This is a genomic window from Methyloversatilis discipulorum (assembly GCF_018780585.1).
GTDB lineage: Bacteria > Pseudomonadota > Gammaproteobacteria > Burkholderiales > Rhodocyclaceae > Methyloversatilis > Methyloversatilis discipulorum_B.
Genome location: NZ_JADMJL010000032.1, coordinates 1 through 26,942 on the forward strand (window position 1 = coordinate 1; position 26,942 = coordinate 26,942).

24 protein-coding genes are annotated in these 26,942 nt (G+C 62.6%); 11 read left to right on the top strand and 13 right to left on the bottom strand.

Features of this window, described 5'->3' with window-relative positions; genetic code table 11:
• Window positions 1-192: 192 nt before the first annotated feature.
• Window positions 193-1,677: an acetamidase/formamidase family protein gene (locus IV112_RS14220; protein WP_304004317.1), complete on the bottom strand. Its 1,485-nt coding sequence runs from the start codon at window positions 1,675-1,677 to the stop codon at window positions 193-195.
• A gap of 289 nt (window positions 1,678-1,966) precedes the next feature.
• On the opposite strand from IV112_RS14220, the gene IV112_RS14225 reads away from it, so the two are divergent.
• Window positions 1,967-3,538 (top strand): inorganic phosphate transporter, encoded by a 1,572-nt coding sequence (locus tag IV112_RS14225; protein ID WP_304004319.1) that lies wholly within the window; start codon window positions 1,967-1,969, stop codon window positions 3,536-3,538.
• A gap of 29 nt (window positions 3,539-3,567) precedes the next feature.
• On the opposite strand, the gene IV112_RS14230 is transcribed toward IV112_RS14225, so the two are convergent.
• The 11 genes from IV112_RS14230 to dnaA all read right to left on the bottom strand — a co-directional run bounded on the left by IV112_RS14230 (window position 3,568) and on the right by dnaA (window position 16,731).
• Window positions 3,568-3,705, bottom strand: a complete 138-nt coding sequence (locus IV112_RS14230) for a hypothetical protein (RefSeq protein WP_304004320.1) — start codon at window positions 3,703-3,705, stop codon at window positions 3,568-3,570.
• Window positions 3,706-3,830: 125 nt separating this feature from the next.
• Window positions 3,831-4,841: a virulence RhuM family protein gene (locus IV112_RS14235; RefSeq protein WP_304004321.1), complete on the bottom strand. Its 1,011-nt coding sequence runs from the start codon at window positions 4,839-4,841 to the stop codon at window positions 3,831-3,833.
• A gap of 145 nt (window positions 4,842-4,986) precedes the next feature.
• Window positions 4,987-5,475, bottom strand: coding sequence for a type II toxin-antitoxin system VapC family toxin (locus IV112_RS14240; protein WP_296813419.1), 489 nt, complete (start codon window positions 5,473-5,475; stop codon window positions 4,987-4,989).
• Between the two features lie 11 nt (window positions 5,476-5,486).
• Window positions 5,487-6,530: a helix-turn-helix domain-containing protein gene (locus IV112_RS14245; RefSeq protein ID WP_304004323.1), complete on the bottom strand. Its 1,044-nt coding sequence runs from the start codon at window positions 6,528-6,530 to the stop codon at window positions 5,487-5,489.
• Window positions 6,531-6,664: 134 nt separating this feature from the next.
• Window positions 6,665-6,808: a hypothetical protein gene (locus tag IV112_RS14250; protein WP_304004325.1), complete on the bottom strand. Its 144-nt coding sequence runs from the start codon at window positions 6,806-6,808 to the stop codon at window positions 6,665-6,667.
• 112 nt (window positions 6,809-6,920) lie between these two features.
• Window positions 6,921-8,369, bottom strand: coding sequence for a hypothetical protein (locus IV112_RS14255; RefSeq protein WP_304004327.1), 1,449 nt, complete (start codon window positions 8,367-8,369; stop codon window positions 6,921-6,923).
• On the bottom strand, window positions 8,366-9,532 hold the full coding sequence (locus IV112_RS14260) for an ATP-dependent helicase (protein ID WP_304004328.1): 1,167 nt from the start codon (window positions 9,530-9,532) through the stop codon (window positions 8,366-8,368). Before IV112_RS14260 ends, IV112_RS14255 begins: the two co-directional genes overlap by 4 nt.
• A 29-nt stretch (window positions 9,533-9,561) precedes the next feature.
• Window positions 9,562-10,986: a protein kinase domain-containing protein gene (locus tag IV112_RS14265; protein ID WP_304004330.1), complete on the bottom strand. Its 1,425-nt coding sequence runs from the start codon at window positions 10,984-10,986 to the stop codon at window positions 9,562-9,564.
• A gap of 373 nt (window positions 10,987-11,359) precedes the next feature.
• Window positions 11,360-13,840, bottom strand: a complete 2,481-nt coding sequence (gyrB, locus tag IV112_RS14270) for a DNA topoisomerase (ATP-hydrolyzing) subunit B (protein WP_304004332.1) — start codon at window positions 13,838-13,840, stop codon at window positions 11,360-11,362.
• Window positions 13,841-13,934: 94 nt separating this feature from the next.
• A complete protein-coding gene (gene dnaN / locus IV112_RS14275) occupies window positions 13,935-15,035 on the bottom strand; it encodes a DNA polymerase III subunit beta (protein ID WP_304004333.1) in 1,101 nt (366 codons plus the stop codon).
• Window positions 15,036-15,282: 247 nt separating this feature from the next.
• On the bottom strand, window positions 15,283-16,731 hold the full coding sequence (gene dnaA / locus IV112_RS14280; protein ID WP_304004345.1) for a chromosomal replication initiator protein DnaA: 1,449 nt from the start codon (window positions 16,729-16,731) through the stop codon (window positions 15,283-15,285).
• Window positions 16,732-17,103: 372 nt separating this feature from the next.
• Here dnaA and rpmH point away from each other — a divergent pair, with 372 nt between their 5' ends.
• The 6 genes from rpmH to IV112_RS14310 all read left to right on the top strand — a co-directional run bounded on the left by rpmH (window position 17,104) and on the right by IV112_RS14310 (window position 21,887).
• Window positions 17,104-17,238: a 50S ribosomal protein L34 gene (gene rpmH / locus IV112_RS14285; protein WP_019916069.1), complete on the top strand. Its 135-nt coding sequence runs from the start codon at window positions 17,104-17,106 to the stop codon at window positions 17,236-17,238.
• A gap of 70 nt (window positions 17,239-17,308) precedes the next feature.
• A complete protein-coding gene (gene rnpA, locus IV112_RS14290) occupies window positions 17,309-17,704 on the top strand; it encodes a ribonuclease P protein component (RefSeq protein WP_296813429.1) in 396 nt (131 codons plus the stop codon).
• Window positions 17,701-17,910, top strand: a complete 210-nt coding sequence (gene yidD / locus IV112_RS14295) for a membrane protein insertion efficiency factor YidD (RefSeq protein ID WP_304004335.1) — start codon at window positions 17,701-17,703, stop codon at window positions 17,908-17,910. Before rnpA ends, yidD begins: the two co-directional genes overlap by 4 nt.
• A 39-nt stretch (window positions 17,911-17,949) precedes the next feature.
• Window positions 17,950-19,593, top strand: coding sequence for a membrane protein insertase YidC (gene yidC / locus IV112_RS14300; RefSeq protein WP_304004336.1), 1,644 nt, complete (start codon window positions 17,950-17,952; stop codon window positions 19,591-19,593).
• Between the two features lie 133 nt (window positions 19,594-19,726).
• Complete coding sequence (mnmE, locus tag IV112_RS14305) at window positions 19,727-21,085, top strand: tRNA uridine-5-carboxymethylaminomethyl(34) synthesis GTPase MnmE (protein ID WP_304004337.1); 1,359 nt, start codon at window positions 19,727-19,729, stop codon at window positions 21,083-21,085.
• A 37-nt stretch (window positions 21,086-21,122) separates the two neighbouring features.
• The gene (locus IV112_RS14310) at window positions 21,123-21,887 is read left to right on the top strand and encodes a sulfite exporter TauE/SafE family protein (RefSeq protein ID WP_304004338.1); all 765 of its coding nucleotides are present in this window, start codon (window positions 21,123-21,125) and stop codon (window positions 21,885-21,887) included.
• A 34-nt stretch (window positions 21,888-21,921) separates the two neighbouring features.
• Here the strand turns inward: IV112_RS14310 and IV112_RS14315 are convergent, their stop codons facing one another.
• Window positions 21,922-22,227: a hypothetical protein gene (locus tag IV112_RS14315; protein WP_198291407.1), complete on the bottom strand. Its 306-nt coding sequence runs from the start codon at window positions 22,225-22,227 to the stop codon at window positions 21,922-21,924.
• A gap of 164 nt (window positions 22,228-22,391) precedes the next feature.
• Here IV112_RS14315 and mnmG point away from each other — a divergent pair, with 164 nt between their 5' ends.
• From mnmG to IV112_RS14335, 4 genes are read left to right on the top strand one after another with little or no spacing between them, the layout of a single operon-like run.
• The gene (gene mnmG, locus IV112_RS14320; protein WP_304004339.1) at window positions 22,392-24,281 is read left to right on the top strand and encodes a tRNA uridine-5-carboxymethylaminomethyl(34) synthesis enzyme MnmG; all 1,890 of its coding nucleotides are present in this window, start codon (window positions 22,392-22,394) and stop codon (window positions 24,279-24,281) included.
• Between the two features lie 53 nt (window positions 24,282-24,334).
• Window positions 24,335-24,976, top strand: a complete 642-nt coding sequence (gene rsmG / locus IV112_RS14325) for a 16S rRNA (guanine(527)-N(7))-methyltransferase RsmG (RefSeq protein WP_304004340.1) — start codon at window positions 24,335-24,337, stop codon at window positions 24,974-24,976.
• Window positions 24,977-24,982: 6 nt separating this feature from the next.
• The gene (locus IV112_RS14330) at window positions 24,983-25,753 is read left to right on the top strand and encodes a ParA family protein (RefSeq protein ID WP_019916079.1); all 771 of its coding nucleotides are present in this window, start codon (window positions 24,983-24,985) and stop codon (window positions 25,751-25,753) included.
• Between the two features lie 28 nt (window positions 25,754-25,781).
• Window positions 25,782-26,639 carry a ParB/RepB/Spo0J family partition protein gene (locus IV112_RS14335; RefSeq protein ID WP_304004343.1) on the top strand — a complete coding sequence of 286 codons (858 nt, stop codon included), beginning with the start codon at window positions 25,782-25,784 and terminating at the stop codon, window positions 26,637-26,639.
• The last annotated feature ends 303 nt before the right edge of the window (window positions 26,640-26,942 follow it).

The following is a 26,942-nucleotide window of genomic DNA, read 5'->3' on the forward strand; positions in this document are numbered from 1 at the left end:
ACCCAACCGCTCACGGTGCTTGACTCGGATAACAGTATCTACAGGGATCGCGCCCGACCTGAGGCCGGAGCCCGGATTCTGTGGGAGGGGTCCTCTGACCCCGACAGCGGCGTTTGGCCATGCACGGCACCCGGCCCAAGCCCTGTCGGCAGCTCTCGCCGCCTCCCACGACAGGCCCGGGCGCCGAAACCCCTACAGACTGCCGCCTGAGAACAGCGCCTTCCTGATCACCGCATGCACACCCCAGTTGCCGTCGACCACCTGGGTCACCGCGAAGTCGACGCCGACCGACAGCAGCGAAATCGCTTCGTCCTCGGTCAGGCCCTGGGTGTCCATCAGGAAGGCGCGGCTCTTGCGGAAGGCGTCGCGCAGCGCCAGATCCACCGACGACTTGGCGTAGATGTCGCTCTGCGCCTTGTCGCCCAGCTCGGCCAGGTAGTTGGCGAAGCTGAAACCATGGATCACCCACTCGTCCTGCGTTTCGAGCAGCGGGTATTCGAGCTTCGCCAGCGAAGTGCCGGCGAGATCGGCCTTCTTGTGCAGGATGAACTGGAAGGTGCCGGTGAGCGAGCACTCGATCGCGGTGCCGCACAGTTCGGAATCGCCCTGGCCGGCGTGCGGGTCGCCGACAGAGAACAGCGCACCCTTGACTGCCACCGGGTAGTACATCGTCGCGCCCTTGCCGATGCGCCAGTTGTCGATATTGCCGCCGGTATAGCTGGGCGGAATGGAATCGACCATGTCCGCTTCCTTGGGCGCGACGCCTGCGACGCCGAAGTGCGGCCGCACCGGCACGCGGATGTTCTTCAGCACGCCGTGGTTTTCCTTCACCGTCGAGTGGTCGACGATGACGCCCGGGTAGTCGATGGTCTTGTGCACGACGCCGAAGGGGTCGGTCTGCGGCGTCCACTGGAAGTTGTACACCGCCTGCGCCCAGTTGCGGTCCAGCCCGGCGTCGATTTCGTAGATGGTGATCACTTCGCGGTTCTTCGGCTCGGTGATCAGATCCTTGTAATGGAAGCCCCACCAGGCGGCCGCATTGACGCCGAAGCTCTTGCCCTTGTAGTTCGGGTTGGCGCTCGGCCGCGGCGCGACGTCGACGATGCGCACTTCGAGCACGTCGCCTTCTTCGGCGCCCTTCACGTACACCGGGCCGGTGCAGATATGTACACCGAGGCCTTCGCCGGCGCCGCGCCCGAACAGGCTGGCGTCCATCGGGCCGGCACCGCGGCGGATGACGCCCTTCTTCTTCTTGTCCCAGTAGAAAACGCTTTCAGCGCCGGGGTCGCCCTTGATCATGCGCTCGTAGTCGTCGCCGGCGTGGTGGGTCAGCGTTTCGATGGTGACGAAGTCACCCGGGTTGATTTCGACCTGCGGCTTCAGCGATTTCGAGAAATAGCCCCAGTGCACGGTGTCGGCGCTGGCGGCGATGTAATAGTGGTTGCGCGTCTTCATCGAGCCATCGGCCTCGCGCGCCATCGACTGGCCGACCCAGCCGGCGCTCAGCGTGCCGAACCCCGCCGCCAGCGAACCCTTGAGCAGACCGCGCCGCGCCGGATCGGGCGGCGCTGGCGTGCTCAGTTCGGGCTCGCCGTTGCCGTCCACCTTCACCGTCAGGCGGCCGTTCGGATCGCAGAAGCTGCAGTGCTGGTGCGCGGGATGGGTGCAGGCAGACATGGGGCGTTCTCCTTCTGGTCAGTGGGGATGTGAAACACCGCGTGCGGCGGTGCATCAATCGTGCCGGATGGAAAAGCCTTGAAAATCAATGAGGATCTGACGCCGAAGCGCACGGAAGGGGTGCGTTGCGCACTGCAACAGGGCCGTGGCGCGATCTGTCCGAAGTTTGCGCAAACGGGTGAGGGCGCGATTGTGACGTGTAATAAACTTCGCGCTCCCCGGAATCCGCCCTCGCCGGCAACCGCCGCGAGCGCCTCCGGATCAGGCGGTCAGACCGCCCCGAAAGCGCATGGAACTCGAAAACTATTCCGATATTGAAAAGGCTGCGCTGCGCAGCCGCCGCGAAATCCTCCGTCTGGGCATCGGCCTGCTGTTCGTCGTCGGCACCATGATCTACGCCGCGCTCGGCGTGGGCCTGCAGGGCCCGGGCGGCATCATGCTGGTGGTGGCGGCCATGATAGGCGGCTACATGGCGATGAACATCGGCGCCAACGACGTGGCCAACAACGTCGGCCCGGCGGTCGGTTCGCGCGCCCTGAGCATGACCGGCGCCATCGTCATCGCCGCCATCTTCGAAGTGGCCGGCGCACTGATCGCCGGCGGCGACGTCACCTCGACCATACGCGGCGGCATCATCGACCCGTCCGCCATCGCCGACAGCAACCGCTTCGTCTGGGTGATGACGGCCGCGCTGCTGGCTGGCGCGCTGTGGCTCAACATCTCCACCGCGGTCGGTGCGCCGGTGTCGACCACGCACTCCATCGTCGGCGCGGTGCTCGGCGCCGGCGTCGCCGCGGGCGGCATGGCGGCCGGCAAGTGGGACATGGTGGGCGGCATCGTCGCCAGCTGGGTGGTGTCGCCGGTGCTGGGCGGTCTGGTGGCGGCCGGTTTCCTTTACTGGATCAAGCGCGCCATCACCTACCGCGCCGACATGGTCGCCGCCGCACAGCGCACGGTGCCGGTGCTGATGGGCATCATGGCCGCGTCGTTCGCCACCTATCTCATCCTGAAGGGACTGAACAAGGTGTGGAAGGTCGACTTCGGCACCGCCTGTGCGATCGGCGCCGGTCTCGGCATCGTCACCTGGCTGCTGGTGCGCGCCCATCTTCGGCGCAACGCCTTCCGGCTGAACAACAGCAAGGCCAGCATCAATTCGCTGTTCGGCCTGCCGCTGGTATTCGCCGCCGCGCTGCTGAGCTTCGCCCATGGCGCCAACGACGTCGCGAACGCGATCGGCCCGCTCGCCGCGATCACCGACACCGTGCTCCATGGCGCCGTGTCCACGAAGGCCAGCGTGCCGCTGTGGGTGATGATGATCGGCGCCATCGGCATCGCCATCGGTCTGGCGCTGTACGGCCCCAAACTGATCCGCACCGTCGGCCACGAAATCACCGAGCTCGACCCGATGCGCGCGTTCAGCATCGCGATGGCGGCCGCGCTCACCGTCATCATCGCCTCGCAACTGGGCCTGCCGGTCAGCTCGACCCACATCGCGCTGGGCGGCGTGTTCGGCGTCGGCTTCCTGCGCGAATACATCAAGACCAGCTACGCGCAGACCCTTGCCGAGATCAAGAGCCACCACCAGGGCGCAGACAAGGAAGTCGTCGAAGCCTTCCTGAATGATTTCGACAAGGCCGACAAGAAGGGCAAGCGCGCGATGCTCGACGCGCTGAAGGCGCACACCGCACAGGCGCATCTGTCGAAGCAGGAACGCAAGGCGATCAAGCGCACGCACCGGCACGAACTGGTGAAGCGCTCAGCCCTGTTCAAGATCGCCGCCGCGTGGATCGTCACCGTGCCGGCGTCGGCACTGATGGCGGCGATGATCTACTACATGATCTTCGGGATCGTGCATGCGTGAGGGTGGGCACGCGGTCGGTTGAACCGCGCTTACTGCGCGTACATCGGCACGATGTTGCGGCAGCGCTGTTCGAGCTGGTAGGCGATCTGCGCCTGATGCTGCTCGCCCACGGGTTGCGCGCGGCGGATCAACAGCAGATGTGAGCGCAGTTCCTTTCCGCTCAGCACATGCACCGTGCCCGTGCCCGATCAATTTCGTGATGCCACGAGATTGATCGGAAGCCACGCACTCGGCCGCTTCGCAGGAATACATCGCCCGCTGGATCCGTAGGCGGCCGGTCGCCTGGTTTCAGTTAAGGCTTTGCGCGTTTCTTCAGGGCGTTTTCCAGCGCCTTCAATTCGGCGTCATCCTGCTCGTCGGCCTGACGTGCCTCCTCATGTCTGCGGCGCTGGTCGTAGTCGTCGTACAGCGCGTTCGTGCTGCGCTCCATCTGTGCGTGGCTCACCTTGCCCGCGTGCGTGAGCACCGGAAAGCCGTTGCTCGCGATGATCTGATCCACGTTCTGGCGCCAGAAGCTCATACGGATTTCCTCGCGGCGCTTGGTGCGCAGTTCGGCCGTTTCCAGAAAGATCACCACCAGGCGGTTCAGGGTGTCGATCTCGTCTTCGGTCAGGTAGTTCTTGGCGACCAGGATGTCCTGCTTGCGCACCCGGGCGCCCTGCCAGTTCAGCAGACCGAAGTGCGGGTCGTCCGGGTTGGCGCGCGCCGTGATCAGCTCGGCTGCGGTCTGTTGCGTCACGGCGTACAGCAACAGGTTCTGCACGGTGGCGAAGAAGGTCTGGGTCGCCTGGTCCGTCTTGTCGTAGTCGCTGCTCAGGGCAAACAGGTCGCGCACCTTCTGGTAGAAGCGCTTCTCCGAGGCACGGATGTCCCGGATGCGCGCCAGCATTTCATCGAAGTGGTCCGGCCGGCCATCCGGGTTCTTCAGCCACTCGTCATCCAGCACGAAGCCCTTGAGCAGGTATTCCTTGAGCACCGTGGATGCCCAGCGGCGGAACTGCACCCCGCGCGGTGAGCGCACCCGATAGCCGACGGCGAGGATGGCGTCGAGGTTGTAAAGCGTGATCTTGCGCTCCACCTGGCGGGCGCCCTCGGTTTGAACTGTCAAGGATTCCTTGACAGTTGCTGCGGGGTCCAACTCTCCGTCCTGGAACAGGTTCTTCAGGTGCAGCGATATATTCTGCTTCGTGGCGTCGAACAGCTCGGCCATTTCCAGTTGCGTGAGCCAGACCGTCTGCTGTTCGGCTCGCAGCTTGATCTGGCTGCGTCCGTCTTCGGTGGTGTAGAGAATCAGTTCGCTCATGATGTTTTTTGCGGTATGCGTTCTGCTGCACTCACCGTGCCGCTTCAGCGGCGCTCATTACCGCCAGCTCAATGCGCGACATGTATAGAAAATCGCCGTTTTCTATACATGTTCCGGTGACGTGTATAGAAAACCGGCTTTCAATCTACCGCCGCCACTGCTTCAGTCGAGTCTGGCATTCGACATGGGGCAAACGCGCGTTCCTCCGCAACATGTGCTCGAGCCCGTCGGCTGCGCGGGCCGGCGGGACCACCGCATGCTCGACCAGACGATCCAGAAGCCATAGCGCGCCATGCACTTCCAGGCCGTCCCTCTCTGCCTGCTTTCTCAGCCGGCCATCACCAGTGAGCAACGGTCGCGCGGTCTGCCGAGCCAGAAAGTAGCAGGAGACATCGGGCAGGGAACTGTTGTTGTGCTCGATCATCATGCCGTTCAATTCGACGATTGCCGTTCCGTCCATCCCCTCGACGATCAGGCCTCGCGCAAGCAGCGCAGCATGGTCGAAGTCCTTCAGCTCTTCCAGTACGAAATCGGTACAGCAGAGCGCAAACGGCAGCTGGAACAACTCGTCGAGCAGGCCAGCGTTTCTGAAATCAATCCAGATATTGGTGTCGCTGATGTAGATCCGGCTCATGCGGAAACGGCCTACATCGCCATCGTGGGCTCAAGCTGATCGATCGGCCGCTGCAGGAATTCGGATGCGCGGGACGGGGTGAATAGCCCCTCGGCCAAACCCCAGAAGACCAGGGATTCGAAGCGGCGTGGCTGCTCTGCGAGCAGAGGTTCCGGCTCGGACGACCGCCAGCCATTCACGCTGAACTCGATCGACGCCGACCGATAGCCGGCATCGCTCAGCAGATCCAGATCCTTCAGCCGACGCAGAGCCATCTGCATCGACACGCCGTAACGCCGCTTTGCGTTGAGCAGCTCCATCATGTGAACCTTGGAGCGCCGGTGGCTGCCGAAATCCAGGACGACCTGATCCCGGGTGTACAGGAAGGCACCGGCGAAGCGATGACAGCAGGCCTCCTTGTCCTTCTCCGGCATCGAGTCCGGCAGTGCCATGACCCAGTGTCCGAGCTCATGCGCCGCGGTGAAACGCATGCGCTCGCCGGGGCGGGTGCGGTTCAGGGCGATCAGCACGTGCTGCTCGTCGTGGGTAGCGGCGCACGCGCCGTCGAAATCGTCCGGCCCGTCGAGCAGCGCGACCTTGATTCCATGGTCTTCGAGCAGTTCGGTCAGATTGGCGATCTCATCGCTACCGATGGCCCAGTCTCCCCTGAGCTTCCTGGCCGCATCCTCGGCGGCTTCAACGGACGCGACGGCTATGGAGCCGGCAGGAACTGCGCCCAACGCGATATCCGCCGCGTCGAAGCATCGCTCCAGCGCGATGTAACGCTCCAGATGCTCGCGCATCTGCTCCTCGACCTGTTGCTGTCGATACTTCGGCATTTTCGCGAGCTTGCGGAATTCCAGCGGCGCCAGCGTCACGGCATCCGGGCGAAAGAAGTACTCGGGCTTCACGTCCAGCGCCTGTGCCAGTTGCAGCAGGCGCGCCGAATTCGGCACCGCGGCGCCCTTCTCGAACTTGCTCACTGCCTGCTTGCTGATATCGCCCAGCCTCTGCGCCAGATCTTCGAGGCTCAAACCCCGGAGCACGCGGGCACGGCGGATGCGGTCATGGATCATTGCGGCCTCCCAGGTTGACAACCTATATGAAATAAATAAATCGTCAACCTGATTGCTGTGCTGACTTGTGAGGAACCGCTTTCGACATGCGCGGTGCGACGCGACTTCAGGAAGGGACGGGAAACAGCTGATGCCTAACGCAGCTTGCGGACGCCGCAGTACCACAGTGCCAGCTCTCGTGCCCAATCGCGCTCGCGGTGGCCGTTGTGAAAGTTCTTGCGCGCATCTGAGCGCTCACCGCGGGCTGCGCCGCTGCGGTTCTCGACGTCCATGTCCATCACACACTGGGCCACAAAGCCGATCATCCCGGGCCCGAACAGCTGCAGACGTTTGCTTTCTAGCAGATATTCGTCTACGACTCGAAAAATTCTGCTGAAGCCGGACTCTGGACTAACTGTTGTTGGCGTCCCGTTTTCCTCTCTTGGTACGCGGACGCTTTTCGGCACTGGCGTTTTTTCCGAATCCAAAAGATGCCTGAACCGGTGGCACGCATGACGAAAGAATCGATTGGTCGACTTCGCCTTTAGCGCGCATTGCGAGCGCGATGAACTGACTAACGGTCTCCATTAGAGCGCGCTCGCGTGCCGAAATTTCGGGCGGTAGTAGCGATTTCGACTCGATTTCGCCTGATTCACCTGCTAGGCGAAACTGGCCTACGGCGCCGGGGATGATTTCGATGCCAAGGGTACGAGGGAGCATTTTAGGTAGCTCCAGAAATACGTCCAAACCGTCGAAGATCTTTGCCAACCATGCAAACTCAGACCAGCATATATCGGCCCCAGAGCTTTCCAGCCAATTGAACTCTGGCCGAAGAAGGCGTTCGGCGCCCTTGGCCGCCTTTAACCACGCTTTGTCCCACGCTCGGGGGCCGGCCAACGCGGCAATGGCACCGAACCAAGCCGCAGCCGCAGGCGCAAAACCTTGCGCGCGTTGTAACAAGAAAACGTGCGACGTGCTCCGACCTACTTGGAAGGCTGCGCTAGCCAAAAGTACGCTATCGAGAGCTAATGACGCTGCACTCCGGTTAGGCTGGGCCCGTTGCTGGATATCCGAGGCGAGCCGGTTAAATGCACTGACCCGCTCCTCAATCGAGTCGCTCGAAAGCCCGAGAACTTCCTTCAGCGTTAGCGGTGACAAAGAAGAGGCATTCTTGCTGTCTTTGGCCCTGTAATGGGCTCCTGCGGCACCTAGTACATAGCTCGCCGCCTCTGATGGTGGCAAGTGGCCCTCAATACGAGCTCTGGCGATGGCCCATACGGGAAGCAGTTGTTCGACACCGACTGGTCTGCGCGCAAAGCGCCGATCACCTTCTAGTTGCCGGAGTCTGTTGGCGCACGCGTAGGTAGCTTCATCCTGCCCCCAAATAAGTGCGGCACGAGCAATTGGAGTGGTGAAGCAGCCGGCGAAACGCGACAAGGGTAGGTTCGGCAGGCTGATTTCGCCCTCCATCTGAGAGAGTGCTTCCCCCACGGCGATGGAGGACCATAGATCAGGTCTTTGATCGCTGAAACCAATGGTCTCACGCCGCACTTCGAACCGGCGCCAATCGCTAGCCACGGCGACACGGCCATATTGACTGAGGGGCGAGGCTTCATCCGCAAACGTTCGTAACCAAGAGAAGGTCTCGATAGCAGCGTCGTCAGCAATAATGAATAAAGATGGAACTTGGTAACCACCTCTGCTTTGCGTATCTCGATAGCCGACGGCCAGCTTGGTCCCGCGGAGCTCTAGATCAGGCTGCATGCGGCGTTCGAGATCGAGAGGCTTATGTTCCCCCAGCAGAACGTCGAGCAAATCCTCTCGGTCTATTGTCGCCCAACGAATTTCGTCGTGCCTCATGATTGTTCACCAGGGAAAAGATCGTCGAGCTCCATATGCTTGGGCTGCGCGAACGCATTTTCTAGCGGTTGGTTAGTGTCGCCGGTGCGGTAGGTATTCAGGGCCGTCTTCGCGCGGGTAATCGCAGTAAAGCCCAAGCGACGGCGGTTAAGCGGGTAGCTGGCCAATTCTTCGGCGGCAAACAGATGGACCGCGCGGAATTCGGTACCCTTCGATGCATGAATGGTCAGCGCATGAATAGGCTTGCTGCCGGAAAAATTAGAGTCGTCGTCAACACCATGCACGCAGATCTGCTCCGCGAGCTTAGTTTTGTTGAAGCGAGCTCGCAGCTCTTCGAGAGTCTCACGCTTGGCACAGAAAATACCGATTGTATCGTCCTTGAATGCGTCGAGTTGTATATTAATCTTTTCGAGCATTTTCTCGAATTGCTCATCACGATTCGCACACGGGTTCATGTGTGCACTCGACTCGCCTTGCGTTTTCCGATCGTAATTGGACGTTGCCTCTAGGCTGTCCGCCGGATTATCCGGCGGCATGAGCCTATCGGCAACCTTGGCGATTTTCTGGCCGATACGGAAGTGCCGCTTCAACGTGTGTGGTTGTAAGGCGAGTTTTTCAACGGCTGATAGCCCATTTCTTTCGTAAATTCCTTGGCGTGCATCACCGCAAATAGCAACGTTTTCGCTCAGAGACAAGAGAACGTCGAGTTCATCCGCGGTAAGATCTTGTGCCTCATCGACAAAGATCGCACTGAACAGATTTTTGGCCGGCAATTTTGCATTGGCCTCGCGCAACAATTCTAAGATCGAGCTTCTCGCGGATTCATCGAAGTCTGCACCTTTTGGGATAGCCCGCTGTCCAAGATTCTCTAGGATATGAGATGAGGCCCACGAGTGATAGGTTCGTACTTGATTTGGCGATATCAATCCATTGGAGCCAATCCCAGTTCGAATGAAATCTGCAAGGGCTTTGGTGTAGGTAACAATCAAAACGTTTTTTTCGCCCATGCCGGCGATGAACTGCGCACGCAACAGCAAGAGATTGGTCTTTCCCGACCCTGGTGGCCCTACTAGCGAGTATCGGCCATGGGCCGGCAACTGGATGAAGGCCTTTTGATCTTCGTCGAGTTCGTTTTTCGAGCGCCACCAACTCTTTTTCATCATTGGATTTCTCCTAGGCACTTCAACTGATTTTAATGTTCGCTTTGAAAATTCCAACCATGCAGGCCAGCAACGTCTTCTTGGCTTTCTATTCGGTCCAGGGCGCGGCCAATAAGGTAGGCTAGTTCACTGGTGACCAAGCTTACGGCTTCGTCTTCCGCTTCCTGTATCACGGCGACCCCCACTGGCCTGAACGTGACCGTGGGCGGGATACTTTCTTGCCCATGGCACAGAATCTGCGCACCGACTTGAAGATTAACGCTGCGTTCATAGAGACCGGGCTGCCATTCGAATCCGAGATTGCAGCCAATATATGACTCCTGGTTCACGGCGAGCTCATACCGGACAACCATTGGCGCCCCCGGGGTCGGCTGCTTTACGGCTAGAGGTAGTTGCGTACCGCAGATATGAATGAGCTCTCCCCGGATGCGATCCGAGAAGCGCTTCATGAATTCGGTGCGCTCGAAATCGAGGCGTGCAGCGGCTGATTCGCTGGCTCCTCGCCGGCTTGTGATTGTCCCCTTTGCAAGCCTGCCTCTGAGAGCGCTGACAGGATCGCTTGCGCCTTCGAGTACGAAATCCTCCCAGCCCACTACAGTCAGGCGGGTATCCAAGTCCTTGATAAGACATCGGGAAGCTAGTGCCTTGAGGGAGAGAAGCCGGTCAGGTGTCGGATCAGCGAAAGATGGCGGCTTAGTGAGAACCGCCCGAGCCACTAGCCAGCGATTGCCAATCGACATCTCGTGTTTGAACAGTGGCTCCTTCTTGATCAAATCATGCAACACCGCCCCGACTTGATAAAGATTCAAACCACGCCACAGCTTGGCGGTGGGTTCATCGAGGCGGAATAGGTACTCGGGAGAGCTGTACTGAGCGGTAGCCAGGAATGGGCGCAGATTGCCATGGTCGGTGCCGCAAGCATCGCTCCCGTCCTCCGCATCGAACTCTCGCACCACACCTAGATCAAGGAGTTTAAGGAATCTAAAGTCTGGTGATATGTGGATGTTCTCAGGCTTGATGTCCCGATGGACGATGTTCAGCGAGTCGAGGAAGCGGACGGCTTCCACGAGTTGAGATATGAGTGGCACGATTGCACTGTCGGGTACTTCCGCGAGTTTCTTATTTAACTGTGGCCACTCGATGTACTCCATTTCCACGAAAGCGGTGCCTTCCGCCTCAGTGACTTGATACGTTTGAACCAACGATGCACAGCCATGGCCAATCAGGCGCTTTTGGACATTCAGGCGATGTCTTTCAGCATCACCGCCAGAGCCAAGAAAGAACTTGGGATTGAATACTTTCAGCGCGCTCAACTTGCCATCGCGCACGACTCGATAGACCGCAGCCGACCCACCAGCCGCGAGAAAATCAAGGTGCGTGTATTCACCGGTTGCAGCAAGAAACCGCTTGGCGCGATCTGTTAGATCTTCGGTGATTTCGGTTGCCAAGTCAGGCATGTTTTCCTCCAAAGGGCAACAACATCAGCATACCGCAATCACGCATAGAACTATGCATAGTGATTGTCGAGCTGAATGCCGACTTACCATGCTGCACGACCGCCTGTCGAACAACCTTGTCGAGCTTCGACAGTGGAGCGACTTGCAGCAACCTTCTACAGGGTAACCGAGAGTCCCGCTATGCCGAAAAGCAGCCCACCCGATGAGTAAGTCAAGTGCGCTTGTCGAAATACGTGTGCGCCTGTGAAGCGTAGCTCCTTGACGTGCCCTTCAGAAGCAACGAGAGCTCCCTCTGGAGCTCTTCGTCATTATCTGTAGCAGTGATTTCGCACTAGCTCAGAAGAATATTCACTTTCGGCGGTACGCCGACAGGTCACACATCAATATTCCGCGCATTCAGCGCATTGCTCTCGATGAAAGCCCTGCGCGGTTCGACGTTGTCGCCCATCAGCGTGGTGAAGATTTCGTCGGCGGCGATGGCGTCGTCGATCTGTACCTTCAGCAGGCGGCGCACGGTGGGGTCCATCGTGGTTTCCCACAGCTGCTCGGGGTTCATTTCGCCCAGGCCTTTGTAGCGCTGCTTGCCGAGGTTGCGTTCGACTTCGTTCAGCAGCCAGCGGGCGGCTTCGGAGAAGGTTTTCACTTCCTGTGACTTCTCGCCGCGCTTGACGGTGGCGCCTTCGCCGATCAGGCCGGCCACCAGTTCGGCGGCGTGGCGGATGCGCTGGTAGTCGCCGGACAGCAGGAATTCGACGTCGACGTGGCCGACCTTGCGGTTGCCGTGGTGCATGCGCTCGACGCGCAGCTGCCAGCTCTCGGTCTTGTCGTTGTACTCGGCGGCCAGCGTGACGTTGGCCGGCAGCGACTGCGTGAGGCGGGCGGCGCTGGCGCGCGCGGCGGCTTCGTCGGCCAGGTCGAGTGCGATGTTGTGCTCGAGCAGGGTGCGCAGAAGTTCGCCGTCGGCATATTCGGCCAGGCGTTCGACGATGGCTTCGGCGGTGAGGTATTCGCGCGCCATCTCTTCAAAGGCGCTGCCGGACAGCGGCTCGGCGCCGGCGCGCGGTAGCAGGCTGGCGTCGTCGAAGGCGAGCTTGAGCAGGTACTGGTTCAGCTCGTGGTCGTCCTTCACGTACAGCTCGGTGCGGCCGTGCTTGATCTTGTACAGCGGCGGCTGCGCGATGTAGATGTGGCCGCCTTCGACCAGCTCGGGCATCTGTCGGTAGAAGAAGGTGAGCAGCAGGGTGCGGATGTGGGCGCCGTCGACGTCGGCGTCGGTCATGATGATGATGCGGTGGTAGCGCAGCTTTTCCGGCTTGTATTCGTCCTTGCCGATGCCGGTGCCCAGCGTCTGGATCAGCGTGACGATTTCCTGGCTGGAAATGAGCTTGTCGAAGCGCGCCTTCTCGACGTTCAGGATCTTGCCCTTGAGCGGCAGGATGGCCTGGAACTTCCGGTCGCGGCCCTGCTTGGCGGAGCCGCCTGCGGAGTCACCCTCGACCAGGTAGAGCTCGGCCTTGGCCGGGTCCTTCTCCTGGCAGTCCGCGAGCTTGCCCGACAGACCGAATGAATCGAGCACGCCCTTGCGCCGGGTCATGTCGCGCGCCTTGCGGGCGGCGTCGCGCGCACGCGCGGCTTCGACGATCTTGCCGCAGATGGTCTTGGCGTCGTTCGGGCGCTCGAGCAGGAAGTCGGCGAGCTTCTGCGCCACCACTTCCTCGACCGCCGGGCGCGCTTCGGACGACACCAGCTTCATCTTGGTCTGCGACGCGAACTTCGGATCCGGCATCTTCACCGACAGCACGCAGGCCAGACCTTCGCGCATATCGTCGCCGGTGATGTCGACCTTGGCCTTCTTCGCGATCTCGTTTTCTTCGATGTACTTGTTGATGATGCGGGTCATCGCCGCACGCAGGCCGGTCAGGTGGGTGCCACCGTCGGACTGCGGAATGTTGTTGGTGAAGCACAGCACCTGTTCGGCATAGCTGTCGTTCCACTGCATCGCCACTTCGACGTCGATCTGCACACCGTTCAGCACCGACGAGCCGGCGCTGTAGAACACGTTCGGGTGCAGCACCGTCTTGTTGCGGTTGATGTAATCGACAAAGCCCTTCACGCCGCCGGCGAAGGCGAAATCCTCTTCCTTGGCGTTGCGCTGGTCGATCAGCTTGATCTTGACGCCGTTGTTCAGGAACGAGAGCTCGCGCAGGCGCTTGGCCAGGATGTCGTAGTGGAACTCGATGTTCTCGAAAATCGTTTCGTCGGCGAGGAAGTGCACTTCGGTGCCGCGCTTCTCGCTCGGGCCGATCACTTTCAGCGGCGACACTTCGACGCCGTTCTGCACTTCGATCTGACGATCGAGCGGAACGCCGCGTTCGAATTCGATGAAGTGCTTCTGACCGTCGCGGCGCACGGTGAGGCGCAGCCACTTCGACAGCGCGTTCACGCAGCTCACGCCGACGCCGTGCAGGCCACCTGACACCTTGTACGAGTTCTGATTGAACTTGCCGCCGGCGTGCAGCTCGGTCAGCGCGATTTCGGCAGCCGAACGCTTGGGCTCGTGCTTGTCGTCGAACTTGATGCCGGTCGGGATGCCGCGACCGTTGTCGGTGACCGAAATCGAGTTGTCGGTGTGGATGGTGATGACGATGTCGTCGCAGTGGCCGGCCAGCGCCTCGTCGATCGAGTTGTCGACCACTTCGAACACCAGGTGATGCAGACCGGTGCCGTCCGAGGTGTCGCCGATGTACATGCCCGGCCGCTTGCGGACGGCCTCCAGACCTTCGAGGATCTGAATGCTGCCTTCGCCGTAAGCGTCGGGGTTGGGTGTATTCGGGCTCTGTGCTTCGTCAGACATGGCGTATTCCGGTGCTGCGCACGCTGTGCGCGGGGTCCATCAAAAAAGCAGAAAGCCCGGCGCGCAGGCCGGGCGGTCGTGCAGGCGACGCGGCTTACACGCGCATCGGCATCACGACGTACTTGAAGGCGTCGGTGCCGGGCAGGGTGATCAGCGCGCTGCTGTTGCCGTCGTTGAGCTTGAGGCTCAGCGTGTCGCCGCCGACGTTGTTCAGCACATCGAGCAGGTAGCTCACGTTGAAACCGATGTCGAGGCCGTCGCCGTCGTAGTCGACTTCCAGCTCTTCCACCGCCTCTTCCTGCTCGGCGTTGCTGGAGATGAGCTTCAGCGTGCCGGCCGACAGCACGACGCGCACACCCTTGAACTTCTCGTTGGTCAGGATGGCGGCGCGCTGCAGTGAGGGCAGGAAGGTCGAGCGCTGCAGCATCAGTTCCTTCGGATGGTCCTTCGGGATGACGCGCTCGTAGTCGGGGAACTTGCCGTCGATCAGCTTGGTGATCAGCTCGACCGCGCCGAAGCGCAGGCGGGCCTGGTTGGAACCCAGTTCGATATCGACCGGGTCGTCGATGTCGGCCAGCTGACGGGCCAGTTCGAGCACGGTCTTGCGCGGCAGGATGACGTCGAGCTTGTCAGTCACGCCGGGCATCGCTTCCGACACGTAGGCCAGACGGTGACCGTCGGTGGCGACCAGACGCAGTTCCTCGTTGCCGACCGACAGCAGCAGGCCGTTCAGGTAGTAGCGGATGTCCTGCTGGGCCATCGAGTACTGCACCAGCGACAGCAGACGCTTCAGCTTCTTCTGCGACAGGCTGAGCTTGACGGTTTCGCCGTCGGCCAGCTGCATGCGCGGGTAGTCCTGCGCCGGCAGGGTCTGCAGCGTGAAGCGGCTCTTGCCGGCACGCACGGTGAGCTTGCGGTCGTCGGCGTCGAGGCTGACTTCCTGGCCTTCGGGCAGCGCACGCAGGATGTCCTGCAGCTTGCGGGCGGCGACGGTCAGGGCCGCCGGCTGGGCGCCGCTGATGCTGCCGGTCGAGCGGGTGCGGATCTGGATCTCGATGTCGGTGGCGAGCAGGGTGAGCGCATCGCCCTCGGTTTCGATCAGGACGTTGGACAGGATGGGCAGGGTGTGACGCTTCTCGACGATGCCGCTGACCGACTGCAGCGGTCGCAGCAGCTGTTCGCGTTCTATCTTCATTAAGAGCATTTTATAAACCTCTGTAAACCGTTAACGTCGACCGATTTCTGTGGAGAACATCAAAAAAACAATGAACTTCAATGACCTGCAGTATGTATCGTTGTCTGTATAAGGGCCCGGTCAACGCATGAACAAATGTGGGTGAAAGTCGACCAGGTGGAAAAAGCCCTGGTTATCCACAGCGTTCATACAGGTTTGCCGGCCTGTTTATCCATACAGCTTCAACAGCTTCTGCACCGACCCCTTTTTACTTGCGCAGCGTCTGCGTCAGTACGTGCAGGTCATGGTTCAGCACTTCGTCCTTCAGGCGCAGGTCGGCGATCGTGCGGCAGGCGTGCAGCACGGTCGTATGGTCGCGGCCGCCGAAGGATTCGCCGATGGCCGGATAGCTCTCCGGCGTCAGTTCCTTGGCCAGCCACATCGCCACCTGCCGCGGCCGCGCGATCGCGCGCGTCCGCTTCTTCGAATACATCTCCGACACCTTGATCTTGTAGTAGTCGGATACGGTCTTCTGGATGAACTCCAGCGTGATCTGCCGGTTGTGCGCGCCGAGCAGGTCCTTCAGCGCCTCACGCGCCACTTCGAGCGAGATGGGCAGCGTGTGGAAGTGGGCGAAGGCGATCACCTTCTTCAGCGCCCCTTCGAGCTCGCGCACATTGCTGCGGATGTTCTTGGCGATCAGGAAGGCGACGTCTTCGCCGACCTTCACCCGTTCCATTTCGGCCTTCTTCTTCAGAATGGCCACCCGCATTTCCAGCTCGGGCGGCTCGATCTGCACCGTCAGACCCCAGCCGAAGCGCGTCGTCAGGCGTTCCTCGACGCCCTGGATGTTCTTCGGATAGGTGTCACAGGTGATGACGATCTGCTTCTTCGCATCGGTCAGCGCATTGAAGGCGTAAAAGAACTCTTCCTGCGTGCGCGTCTTGTTGTTGAAGAACTGGATGTCGTCGATCAGCAGCACGTCGAGCGAACGGTAGTAGCGCTTGAAGGCATCGAAGCTCTTCTGCTGATAGGCGCGCACCACGTCGGCGTAGTAGTCGTCGGCGTGCACGTAACGGATGACCGCGTCCGGATTGTGCTTCATCACCTCGTTGCCGAGCGCATGCACCAGGTGGGTCTTGCCCAGGCCCACACCGCCATAGATGAAGATGGGGTTGTAGGACATGCCCGGATTCTGCGCGACCTGTATCGCGGCGGCGCGGGCCAGTTCGTTGGCGCGACCGGTGACCAGGTTGTCGAAGGTGAAGCCCGGGTTCAGACGTGAACGGTCGCGTTCGCTGCCGTTGTTGCCGGCAGACGGACGGACGATGAGCGCCGGCGCTGCGACGCGCGTGCTGTCGGGCTCGCCGGCGGCGCGCAGTGCTGCACGCGCCGGACGTTCGCCGTCGTTGTCGGCCGGCGTGCCGTTGCGGGCGGCGACCATCGGGGTGTCGTCGGCGGCTGCGGCCTTCGTTGCCGGGTCGGGCAGGCTGAGCCTGACCGACAGCGGCTGGGAGAAATACTCCAGCCCCAGTGCTTCGATACGCGCCAGATAGCGCTCGCGGACCCACTGCAGAACGAACCGGTTCGGCGCGACCAGCGCCAGCGAATCGTCGTCGCTCTGACCGATGCGCAGACCCTTGATCCAGGTCTGGTACTGCTGTGCGGGGAGTTCCTGTTCGAAGCGGCTGAGGCAGACTTCCCAAAACTGTTGCATCATGGTCTGCGTGGTCGCCGGGTCGATGTCGTGAGGTTGCGGGACAGCGTAGCGGGATGCGTCCTGACCCAGGATTTGATGCGCGTGGACCGATGCGTGATCGGGGGCGCCGGGTCGGAGCAGCTTTATGTGCTGTTTTTAGGGGATCGATTCTAGCGACTTCAGGCCCTCTTATCCACCGCCGAGGCGGTGACGCATACCCGCAAGGCAGGCTGGCTTGGCGCTCGTTTCGCGCTGTGATCACGTATTCACGCCAGCGAAATATTTTTTCGGCGCGCTGTCTGGACATCGGCGCGAGGCCTGGCGGCGATTGACAGGCGACCCCTTTTGCGCTGTAATCGCGCGTTTTCGCCAATACACAGTGAGCAGGCCATGAAGCGTACTTATCAGCCGTCGAAGATCCGCCGCGCCCGCACCCACGGTTTCCTCGAGCGCATGCGCACCCGCGGTGGTCGTGCAGTCATTCGCGCCCGTCGTGCCAAGGGCCGTGCCCGTCTGGCAGTCTGACGCAGACAGCAGTTTTTCCGGCCGGTTGGCAGGGGAACCCCCTAAGGTGAACCCCGAGACACGGCCCGGAATGCAGATCGCCGCGCAGCCCGCCGGTCGCTTTGCTTTCCGACCTGAATACAGGCTCAGAAAAACGGATGAGTTCTCATCCGTTTTTGCTTTGCGGCGTACCCAGCGCAGTCGACATTTCGTGATCCATCACGGTCCGTCCGGCTGCGATGGCGCTCGTCTGGGCGTCGTGATCGCGAAGCGCTTCCTGAAGCGGGCGAATACCCGCAATCTGGTCAAGCGCCTGGCGCGCGAAGCTTTCCGCCACATGCGTCCGGAACTCAAGCCGCTCGACATCATCCTGCGCCTGAACGCACGGCCGGCCGTGCTCGACCGCCGTCTGTTGCGCGAAGAGATCGACGCGCTGCTTGGCCGCGTGCGACGTGCCGCAGCGCCTGCCGCGGAGACCGGACGATGAAATCCCTGCTGCTCGGACTGATTGCGGTCTACCGTTACGCCATCAGCCCGCTGCTCGGCCGCAACTGTCGTTTCATGCCGAGCTGTTCCGAATACGCCAGCGAAGCCATCCACCGCCACGGCAGCGTGCGCGGCGGATGGCTCGCGCTGCGCCGCGTGCTGCGCTGTCATCCATGGAATCCGGGCGGTTACGACCCGGTGCCCTGAGCACGCGCACCCTCAATTACTTTCAAGACGATTCCGACGATGGATACCCAACGCTCCGCCCTGTTGATCGTTTTCCTGTTTTCGCTGTTCATGTTGTGGGACGGCTGGCAGCGCTTCAACCAGCCGCCGGCCGCACCGGCCGTGGCCACCGACGCGACGGCTGCGCAGTCGGCCGGCGCCCAGGCGCCGGTGCCGACGGTGAGCAGCGCCGCCGCACCGTCCGACGTACCGCAGACGACGGCTGTCGCGCAGACCGCCGCCGCGCGCGTCGTGACCGATCTGTTCATCGCTGACGTGTCGGCGGAGGGCGGCTCCATCATCCGCCTCGAACTGCTCAAGCATCACGCCGGTCCCGAGTCCGAAGGCAATTTCGTGCTGCTGGACAACGGTGGCGCCAATCTTTACCACGCACAGAGCGGCCTGATCGGCGACGGCATGCCGACGCACAAGACGGTGTATCAGCTGCCCCAGGGCGAGTTGAAGCTGGCCGACGGCCAGGACAAGGTCGAGCTGCGCATGACGGCCGCCGGTCCGGACGGTGTGGCGGTGACCAAGGTGCTTACCTTCAACCGCGGCAGCTACCGCATCGACACCCGTTTCGAGATCGCCAACAACGGCAGCGCACCGGTTGCGGCGCACGCCTATTTCCAGCTGCTGCGCGACGGCAAGGCGGTATCGGCAGGCACCAGCATGCTGAGCACCTTCACCGGCCCGGCCTTCTATACCGAAGCGGGCAAGTACCAGAAGGTCGATTTCAGCGACATCGACAAGGGCAAGGCCAAGTTCGTCACCAAGGCGCCGGACGGCTGGGTAGCACTGGTGCAGCACTATTTCGTCAGCACCTTCGTACCGGCTGCAGGGGTCGAGCGCGAATTCTTCGCGAAGAAGGTTGGCGACAATCTGTATACCGCCGGCGTCATCGTGCCGGTTCAGCCGGCAGCGGCCGGCGCCACCTCGACCGTCGAGGTGCCGCTGTACGCCGGCCCGCAGATCCAGTCCAACCTCGACGCAATGGCGCCGGGTCTGGATCACGTGGTCGATTACGGCTGGCTGAAGATCATCGCCTCGCCGATGCACTGGGTGCTGGAAAAACTGTACGCGCTGGTCGGCAACTGGGGTTGGGCCATCATCCTGCTGACCATCCTGATCAAGGCGATCTTCTTCCCGCTGTCGGCCGCGAGCTACAAGTCGATGGCCAAGCTGCGCCTGGTCACGCCGCGCATGCAGCAGATCAAGGAGCGCCACGGCAACGACCGCGTGCGCATGCAGCAGGAAATGATGGAGCTGTACAAGACCGAGAAGATCAATCCGCTCGGCGGCTGCCTGCCCATCCTGATCCAGATTCCGGTGTTCATCGCGCTGTACTGGGTGCTGCTGGGCAGCGTCGAAATGCGCAACGCGCCGTGGATAGGCTGGATCACCGACCTGTCGATCAAGGACCCGTACTTCGTGCTGCCCATCATCATGGGTGTGACGATGTTCGTGCAGACCAAGCTGAACCCGACGCCGCCGGATCCGATCCAGGCCAAGGTGATGCTGTTCCTGCCGGTCATCTTCACCGGCATGTTCCTGTTCTTCCCGGCCGGTCTCGTGCTGTACTGGACGGTGAACAACATTCTGTCGATCGCCCAGCAGTGGCAGATCACGCGCATGATCGAGAGCGGGAAGACGGCCAAGGCCTGACATCCGCCTGACTGACGGCTGTACTGCGGCGAGGGCGCCGCTCCTGCGGGATTCCGGCGATGATGGCCGGATCACGGCGGGGGCGGCGCCCTCGCCACGACAGCGCCCTGAAAACCTGACCTGACCGATTGCCATGTCCGCTCGCACGACCGACACCATTGCCGCCATCGCAACCGCGCCCGGTCGCGGTGGCATCGGTGTGGTCAGGGTGTCCGGGAAGGGCGCGGCAGCGGTCGCCCGCGGCATGCTCGGTCGCCTGCCTGCAGTCCGGCATGCGACCTTCGCGAAATTCGTCGCGGCGGACGGTGCGCTCATCGATCACGGCATCGCGCTGTGGTTCGAGGCGCCGGCTTCCTATACCGGCGAGCACGTGCTCGAACTGCACGGCCACGGCGGAACCGCCGTGCTGCAGGCGGTGCTCGCGCGCTGCCTCGAACTGGGCGCGCGGCCGGCGCGGCCAGGCGAGTTCACCGAACGCGCATTCCTCAACGACCGCATCGACCTTGCGCAAGCCGAGGCGGTGGCCGATCTGATCGAAGCGACGACGACGTCGGCGGCACGTTCGGCAATGCGTTCGCTCGATGGCGAGTTTTCCCGCCACGTGCACGCGCTCGAGGATGCGCTGGTCAATCTGCGCATGTTCGTCGAGGCGACGCTGGACTTCCCGGAAGAGGATGTTGAATTCCTCGAACAGGCCGGCGCACGCAACAAGCTGGCCGAGGTCATGTCGGCGCTCACGGCCTTGCGCGAGCGCGCCCGCTGTGGCGCGGTCTTGCGCGAAGGGCTGACCGTCGTACTGGCCGGTGCGCCCAATGTGGGCAAGTCCAGCCTGCTCAACGCGCTGGCCGGTGAGGACCGCGCCATCGTCACCGATATTGCCGGTACCACCCGCGACACCTTGCGCGAGCTGATCGCGATCGACGGCGTGCCGGTGCATGTGATCGATACGGCGGGCCTGCGGGAGACCGACGACCCAGTGGAACAGGCGGGCATCGCCCGCACCCGGCGCGAGCTCGAACGGGCACATGCGGTGGTGCATCTGGTGGATGCACGCAGCGGCTTCGACGCCGAAGCCCAGGCGATCGATGCCGCGCTGCCGGCGGGTCTTCCGCGCATCCGCGTGTTCAACAAGATCGATCTGAGCGGCGAGCAGGCGAGGGAGGACGAACACGCCGGCGTCCTGACGGTGTGGCTGTCTGTACGCGTTGGCGAGGGCCTGGATCTGCTGCGGCGCGCGCTGCTCGATCGCGTGGCCTGGCACGGTGGCGCCGAGGACGCGCTGGCCGCTCGCACCCGCCACCTGCACGCGCTCGACAGGGCGGTCGAGCATCTGGATATGGCGGCGCGCTGCATTGCCGGCAAGGTGCTGCAGCTCGATCTGTTCGCCGAGGAACTGAGGCTGGCGCACCGCGCGCTGGGGGAGATCACCGGCGAGTTCACGCCGGACGATTTGCTCGGCGAGATCTTCTCGCGCTTCTGTATCGGCAAGTGATGAGGATGTTTCACGTGAAACATCGCAAGGAGGCGTTGTGCTGACCGAACTGGCGATCCTGTGCGCCGGCGCCTTCTTCGCCGGCCTGGTCGACGCCATGGTCGGTGGTGGGGGTCTTGTACAGGTACCGCTGCTGTTCAACGTCTTTCCGGGTACTGCGCCGGCCACGCTGTTCGGCACCAACAAGGCGGTCAGCATTGTCGGTACGACCTTCGCCGCGCGCCGCTATCTAGGCCGGGTAGAGATGGACTGGAAGGTGTTGTGGCGCGCAGCGCTTGCCGCCTTCGTCGCGTCGTTCGCCGGTGCGGCGGCGGTCGGCATGTTCCCGCCGCAAATGCTGAGGCCGGTCGTGATCGTGCTGCTGGTTGCGGTACTTGCCTACACGCTGAAGAAGAAGGACTTCGGCGTGATCCGTGCCGAGGCGGCGGCGCATCGCCCGAAACCCATACTTGCGCTGGTACTCGGTGCGCTCATCGGTTTCTACGATGGCTTCTTCGGACCGGGTACCGGCAGCTTCCTGATCTTCCTGTTCGTGCGCTGTTACGCCTGGGATTTCCTGCGCGCATCGGCGGCGGCCAAGGTCGTAAACGTCAGCACCAACCTTGCTGCGCTCGCCTGGTTCGTACCGGTCGGCGCCATCATGGTGAAGGTGGCGGCGGCGATGGCGCTTGCCAATCTCGCGGGCGCCTGGGTCGGTGCCCACCTCGCCATAAAAAACGGCGCAGCTTTCGTGCGCCGTGTATTCATCGTCGTCGTGTCGATACTGATCGCGCGACTGATGTGGGACACCTTCGTCGGATGAACGTCGTGATGTTCCACGTGGAACATCACGACCATCAGAAGCCGATACGCACCGGCGGAAGGATGATGGTCACGCCGTCGTGGTGACGGTAGTGCGGGCGTGGCGCGTAGCCGTAATAGGGCGCGGGAGCATAGACCGGCGCCGGATAGTAGCCGTAGCGCACGCTCGGGCCGTGATAGTGATGGTGGTGATGGTGCCGATCGCGGTGCTTCCAGTGACCACCATGCTTGTGATGGTGACCGCCGTGATAGCCGTGACGTCGATGATCGTCACGATCCGCCATCGCGTTGCCGCTGAAGGCCAGCGTCAGTGCAGCCAGTGCAGTGCCAAGCGCTTTCATGATCATTCTCGTGTGGGGAACACGCTGCAAGCCTAGATTGCAGAAACGCTTTGTGCGGTAAGCAACTGTAAGTCAGTGAAACGGTGTCAACCTTTCTGCCTTTATGTTGCGCGCCCAAGGTCGTATCATTCAGCCCCTTCGCCCTCTTTTGCATTGCAGCGAACATGGATTTTCCGACCCGTTACGACGTGATCGTCATCGGTGGCGGCCACGCCGGCACCGAAGCCGCGCTCGCTGCCGCACGGGTGGGCGCGCGCACGCTGCTGCTGACGCACAACATCGAAACGCTGGGCCAGATGTCCTGCAATCCGTCGATCGGCGGTATCGGCAAGGGTCATCTGGTGAAAGAGGTTGATGCACTGGGTGGTGCGATGGCGCTGGCCACCGACGAGGGCGGCATCCAGTTCCGCATCTTGAATGCGAGCAAGGGTCCCGCGGTGCGCGCAACCCGCGCCCAGGCCGATCGAATTCTGTACAAGGCGGCGATCCGCAGCCGGCTCGAAAACCAGCCGAATCTCGACCTGTTCCAGCAGGCAGCGGCCGACCTGATCATGGAAGGCGATCGCGTCGCCGGTGTGGTGACCGAGGTGGGCATCCGCTTCCACGCGAAGGCCGTGGTGCTGACCGCCGGCACCTTCCTGAATGGCCGTGTGCACGTCGGTCTGCAGAATCATTCGGCGGGCCGGGCAGGGGATCCGCCGGCCATCCGTCTCGCGGAGAAGCTGAAGGAACTGGCCCTGCCGCAGGGCCGGCTCAAGACCGGCACGCCGCCACGCATCGACGGACGTACGATCGACTATTCGGTCATGCAGGCGCAGCCGGGCGACGACCCAGTGCCGGTGTTCAGCTTCATCGGCTCGCGCGACATGCATCCGCGCCAGTTGCCGTGCTGGATGACCCACACCACGCTGCGCACGCACGACATCATTCGCGGCGGCCTCGACCGCTCGCCGATGTACACCGGCGTGATCGAGGGTGTCGGCCCGCGCTACTGCCCGAGCATCGAGGACAAGATCCACCGCTTTGCCGACCGCGACAGCCACAACATCTTCCTCGAACCAGAAGGCCTGACCACGCACGAGGTGTACCCGAACGGGATTTCGACCTCGCTGCCCTTCGATGTGCAGGTCGATCTGGTGCGCAGCATTCCCGGTCTCGAGAACGCGCACATCCTGCGTCCGGGCTACGCGATCGAGTACGACTACTACGATCCGCGCGGCCTGAAATCGTCGCTCGAAACCAAGGCGATCGAAGGCCTGTTCTTCGCCGGCCAGATCAATGGCACCACCGGCTACGAAGAAGCGGCGGCGCAGGGGCTGCTTGCCGGACTGAATGCGGCACGGCAGACCAAGGGACTGGAAAGCTGGTGCCCGCGCCGCGACGAAGCCTACCTCGGCGTGCTGGTCGACGACCTGATCACCCGCGGCGTGGCCGAGCCCTACCGCATGTTTACATCGCGCGCCGAATACCGTCTGAGCCTGCGCGAAGACAATGCCGATCTGCGCCTGACCGACGTCGCGCGCACGATGGGCCTGATCGACGACGTGCGCTGGGATGCCTACAACCGCAAGCGCGACGCCATCGCCGCCGAGGAACAGCGCCTGCGTTCCACGTGGATCCGTCCGGATGCGCTGCCGGCCGAAGATGCACAGCGCGTGCTGGGCAAGGCGATCGAGCGCGAATACACGCTGTTCGATCTGCTGCGCCGGCCCGACGTGAGCTACGCGTCGCTGATGACCTTGCCGGGCGCCCCGGCACCGATAGACCACGCACAGGCCATCGAGCAGCTCGACATCCTGGCCAAGTACCAGGGCTATATCGACCGCCAGCAGAACGAGGTCGACAAGCTGCGCGCAACCGAAGACACGCGCCTGCCGGACGACATCGACTACGGCGCGGTCGGCGGCCTGTCGCGCGAAGTGCAGCAGAAGCTCACGCTGCACCGGCCGGAGACTCTCGGCCAGGCTTCGCGCATCCAGGGCATCACGCCGGCGGCGATTTCGCTGCTGCTGGTGTACCTGAAGAAGCGCGCAGCCGTGCGCAGCGCGGCCTGAACACCCCGGCCGCCAGGCCGGACAGATTCGAAGCACCCGGAAAACATCCGCCCATGACCTTGCAAACCGAACTCGACGCCGGCCTTGCCGCACTTGACCTGCCGCTCACCGCGACAGCCCGTACCCGTCTGCTGCGCTACATCGCACTGATGGCCAAGTGGAACGCGGTCTACAACCTGACCGCCATACGCGAAGAATCCCGCATGCTCACCCACCATCTGCTCGACGCGCTGTCGGTCGAACGCTTCCTGCCGGAAGGCGCGAAGCTGGCCGACATCGGTTCCGGTGGCGGTGTGCCCGGCATTCCGCTGGCGATCGCACGCAGCGATCTCGACGTGGTGTCGATCGAACCGAACTCGAAAAAGGCGTCCTTCCAGCAGCAGGTGCGCATCGACCTCGGCCTCGAGAACTTCGACGTGCAGACCGCGCGCGCCGAAGCGGTGACCTTGCCGGAAGGGCGTGATTTCATCATTTCGCGCGCCTTCGGTGATCTGGCCGACTTCATCAAGGTGGCCGGCCATCTGCTGAAGCCGGGCGGCCACATGCTGGCGATGAAGGGCGTCTATCCGGACGAGGAAGTGCGCGCCATCCCGAAGGGCTGGGCATTGCTGCGCTCGGAAGAACTGCAGGTGCCCGGTGTCGAGGGCGCCCGCCACCTGTTGTGGCTCGCACGCGAACTGCAGTCGGACGGCTGAGCTGGCATGCCCTACATCTTCGCAGTCGCCAATCAGAAGGGCGGGGTGGGCAAGACCACCACCAGCGTGAACCTCGCCGCCGCGCTCGGTCAGGCCGGCCAGCGCACGCTGCTGGTCGACCTCGATCCGCAGGGCAACGCCACGATGGGCGCCGGCGTCGACAAGCGCACGCTCAAATCCAGCGTCTATCAGGTGCTGGTCGGCCTGTCGTCGCTGGCCGACGCGCGCGTGACCAGTCCGCATGCCGGGCTGGATGTCCTGCCGGCCAACCGCGATCTGGCCGGTGCAGAAGTAGAACTGGTCGGGCTGGAGAATCGGGAAAATCGATTGAAGAAGGCGATTGCCGAGCACGCAGCCGATTACGACTTCGTGCTGATCGACTGTCCGCCCAGCCTCAGCCTGCTCACCCTGAACGGCCTGTGCGCGGCGCACGGCGTCATCATTCCGATGCAGTGCGAGTACTACGCGCTGGAAGGCCTGTCCGATCTGGTCAACACGATCAAGAAGGTGCATGCCAACCTGAACCGCGACCTGAAGATTATCGGCCTGCTGCGCGTCATGTTCGACCCGCGCAGCACGCTGTCGCAGCAGGTGTCCGGCCAGCTCGAATCGCATTTCGGCGACAAGGTGTTCCGCACCCTGGTGCCGCGCAATGTGCGGCTGGCCGAAGCGCCCAGCTACGGCATTCCCGGTGTGCTGTTCGACAAGAACGCCAAGGGTGCGCAAGCCTACAGCGCCTTCGCACAGGAAATGATCGAGCGCGTGAAGAGCTTCTGATCGACCCACGACAACACTACCGAACGCCATGACTCCTCCCAAACTCAAGGGCCTCGGCCGCGGCCTCGACGCGCTGCTGGCCGGCAATACCGGTGAATCCGGCAATTCGGGCGAACTGCGCACGCTGGACGTCGGCCTGCTGCAGCCGGGCAAGTACCAGCCGCGCACCCGCATGGATCCCGGCTCGCTCGAAGAGCTGGCGGAGTCGATCAAGTCGCAGGGCATCATGCAGCCCATCATCGTGCGCAGCGTCGGCGGCGGACGATTCGAAATCATCGCTGGCGAACGCCGCTGGCGTGCCGCGCAGCTGGCCGGCCTGAGCGAAGTGCCGACGCTGGTGCGCGACATCCCGGACGACGCCGCGCTGGCGATGAGCCTGATCGAGAACATCCAGCGCGAGGATCTGAATCCGCTGGAAGAGGCGGCCGGCGTGCAGCGTCTGATCGACGAATTCGGCATGACACACGAGCAGGCCGCCAACGCCATCGGCCGCTCGCGCTCGGCCACCACCAATCTGCTGCGCCTGCTGCAGCTGGCCGAACCGGTGCAGGAACAGCTGGTGACCGGCGACCTCGACATGGGCCACGCGCGCGCGCTGCTGAGCCTGCCCAAGGCCGATCAGATCGCCTTCGCCAACCGTGTCGTCGCCCAGGGCCTGACCGTGCGAGACACCGAAAAGATGGTGGCGCGCGGCGGTCTGGCCGAGCAGGGCAACAAGGCAAAAGCCGAACCGTCACGCGATCTGGCGCGGCTGGAAGAGGAACTGTCGGACATCGTCGGCGCACCGGTGGCGATCGCCGCCAACGCGCGTGGCGCCGGCAAGCTGGTCATCCGCTTCAACGACCTCGACCAGCTGGATGGCCTGATCGCCCGTCTGCGCGGCTGAAGCAAGCGCTCGCGACACCCGGCCGCGGATCGGGCTCAGCCCCTGTAGGAGCGGCCTTGGCCGCGATGTGGCGGTGACGGGCCGCAGGTTTCGATGAAGGCTGCAATCGCGAGCAAGCTCGCTCCCACAAAACCGGGGCCCTGACGGCGGCCGCGCTGCAGTCTGTCAGCTTCGATTCAGGCTGCTGTCGGGGTCAGTGGACCCCTCCCACAGAACCCCGCTCTGGCTCTGGCCGCGGATCGGGCTCAACCCCTGTAGATACTGTTATCCGAGTCAAGCACCGTGAGCGGTTGGGTCGAAAGG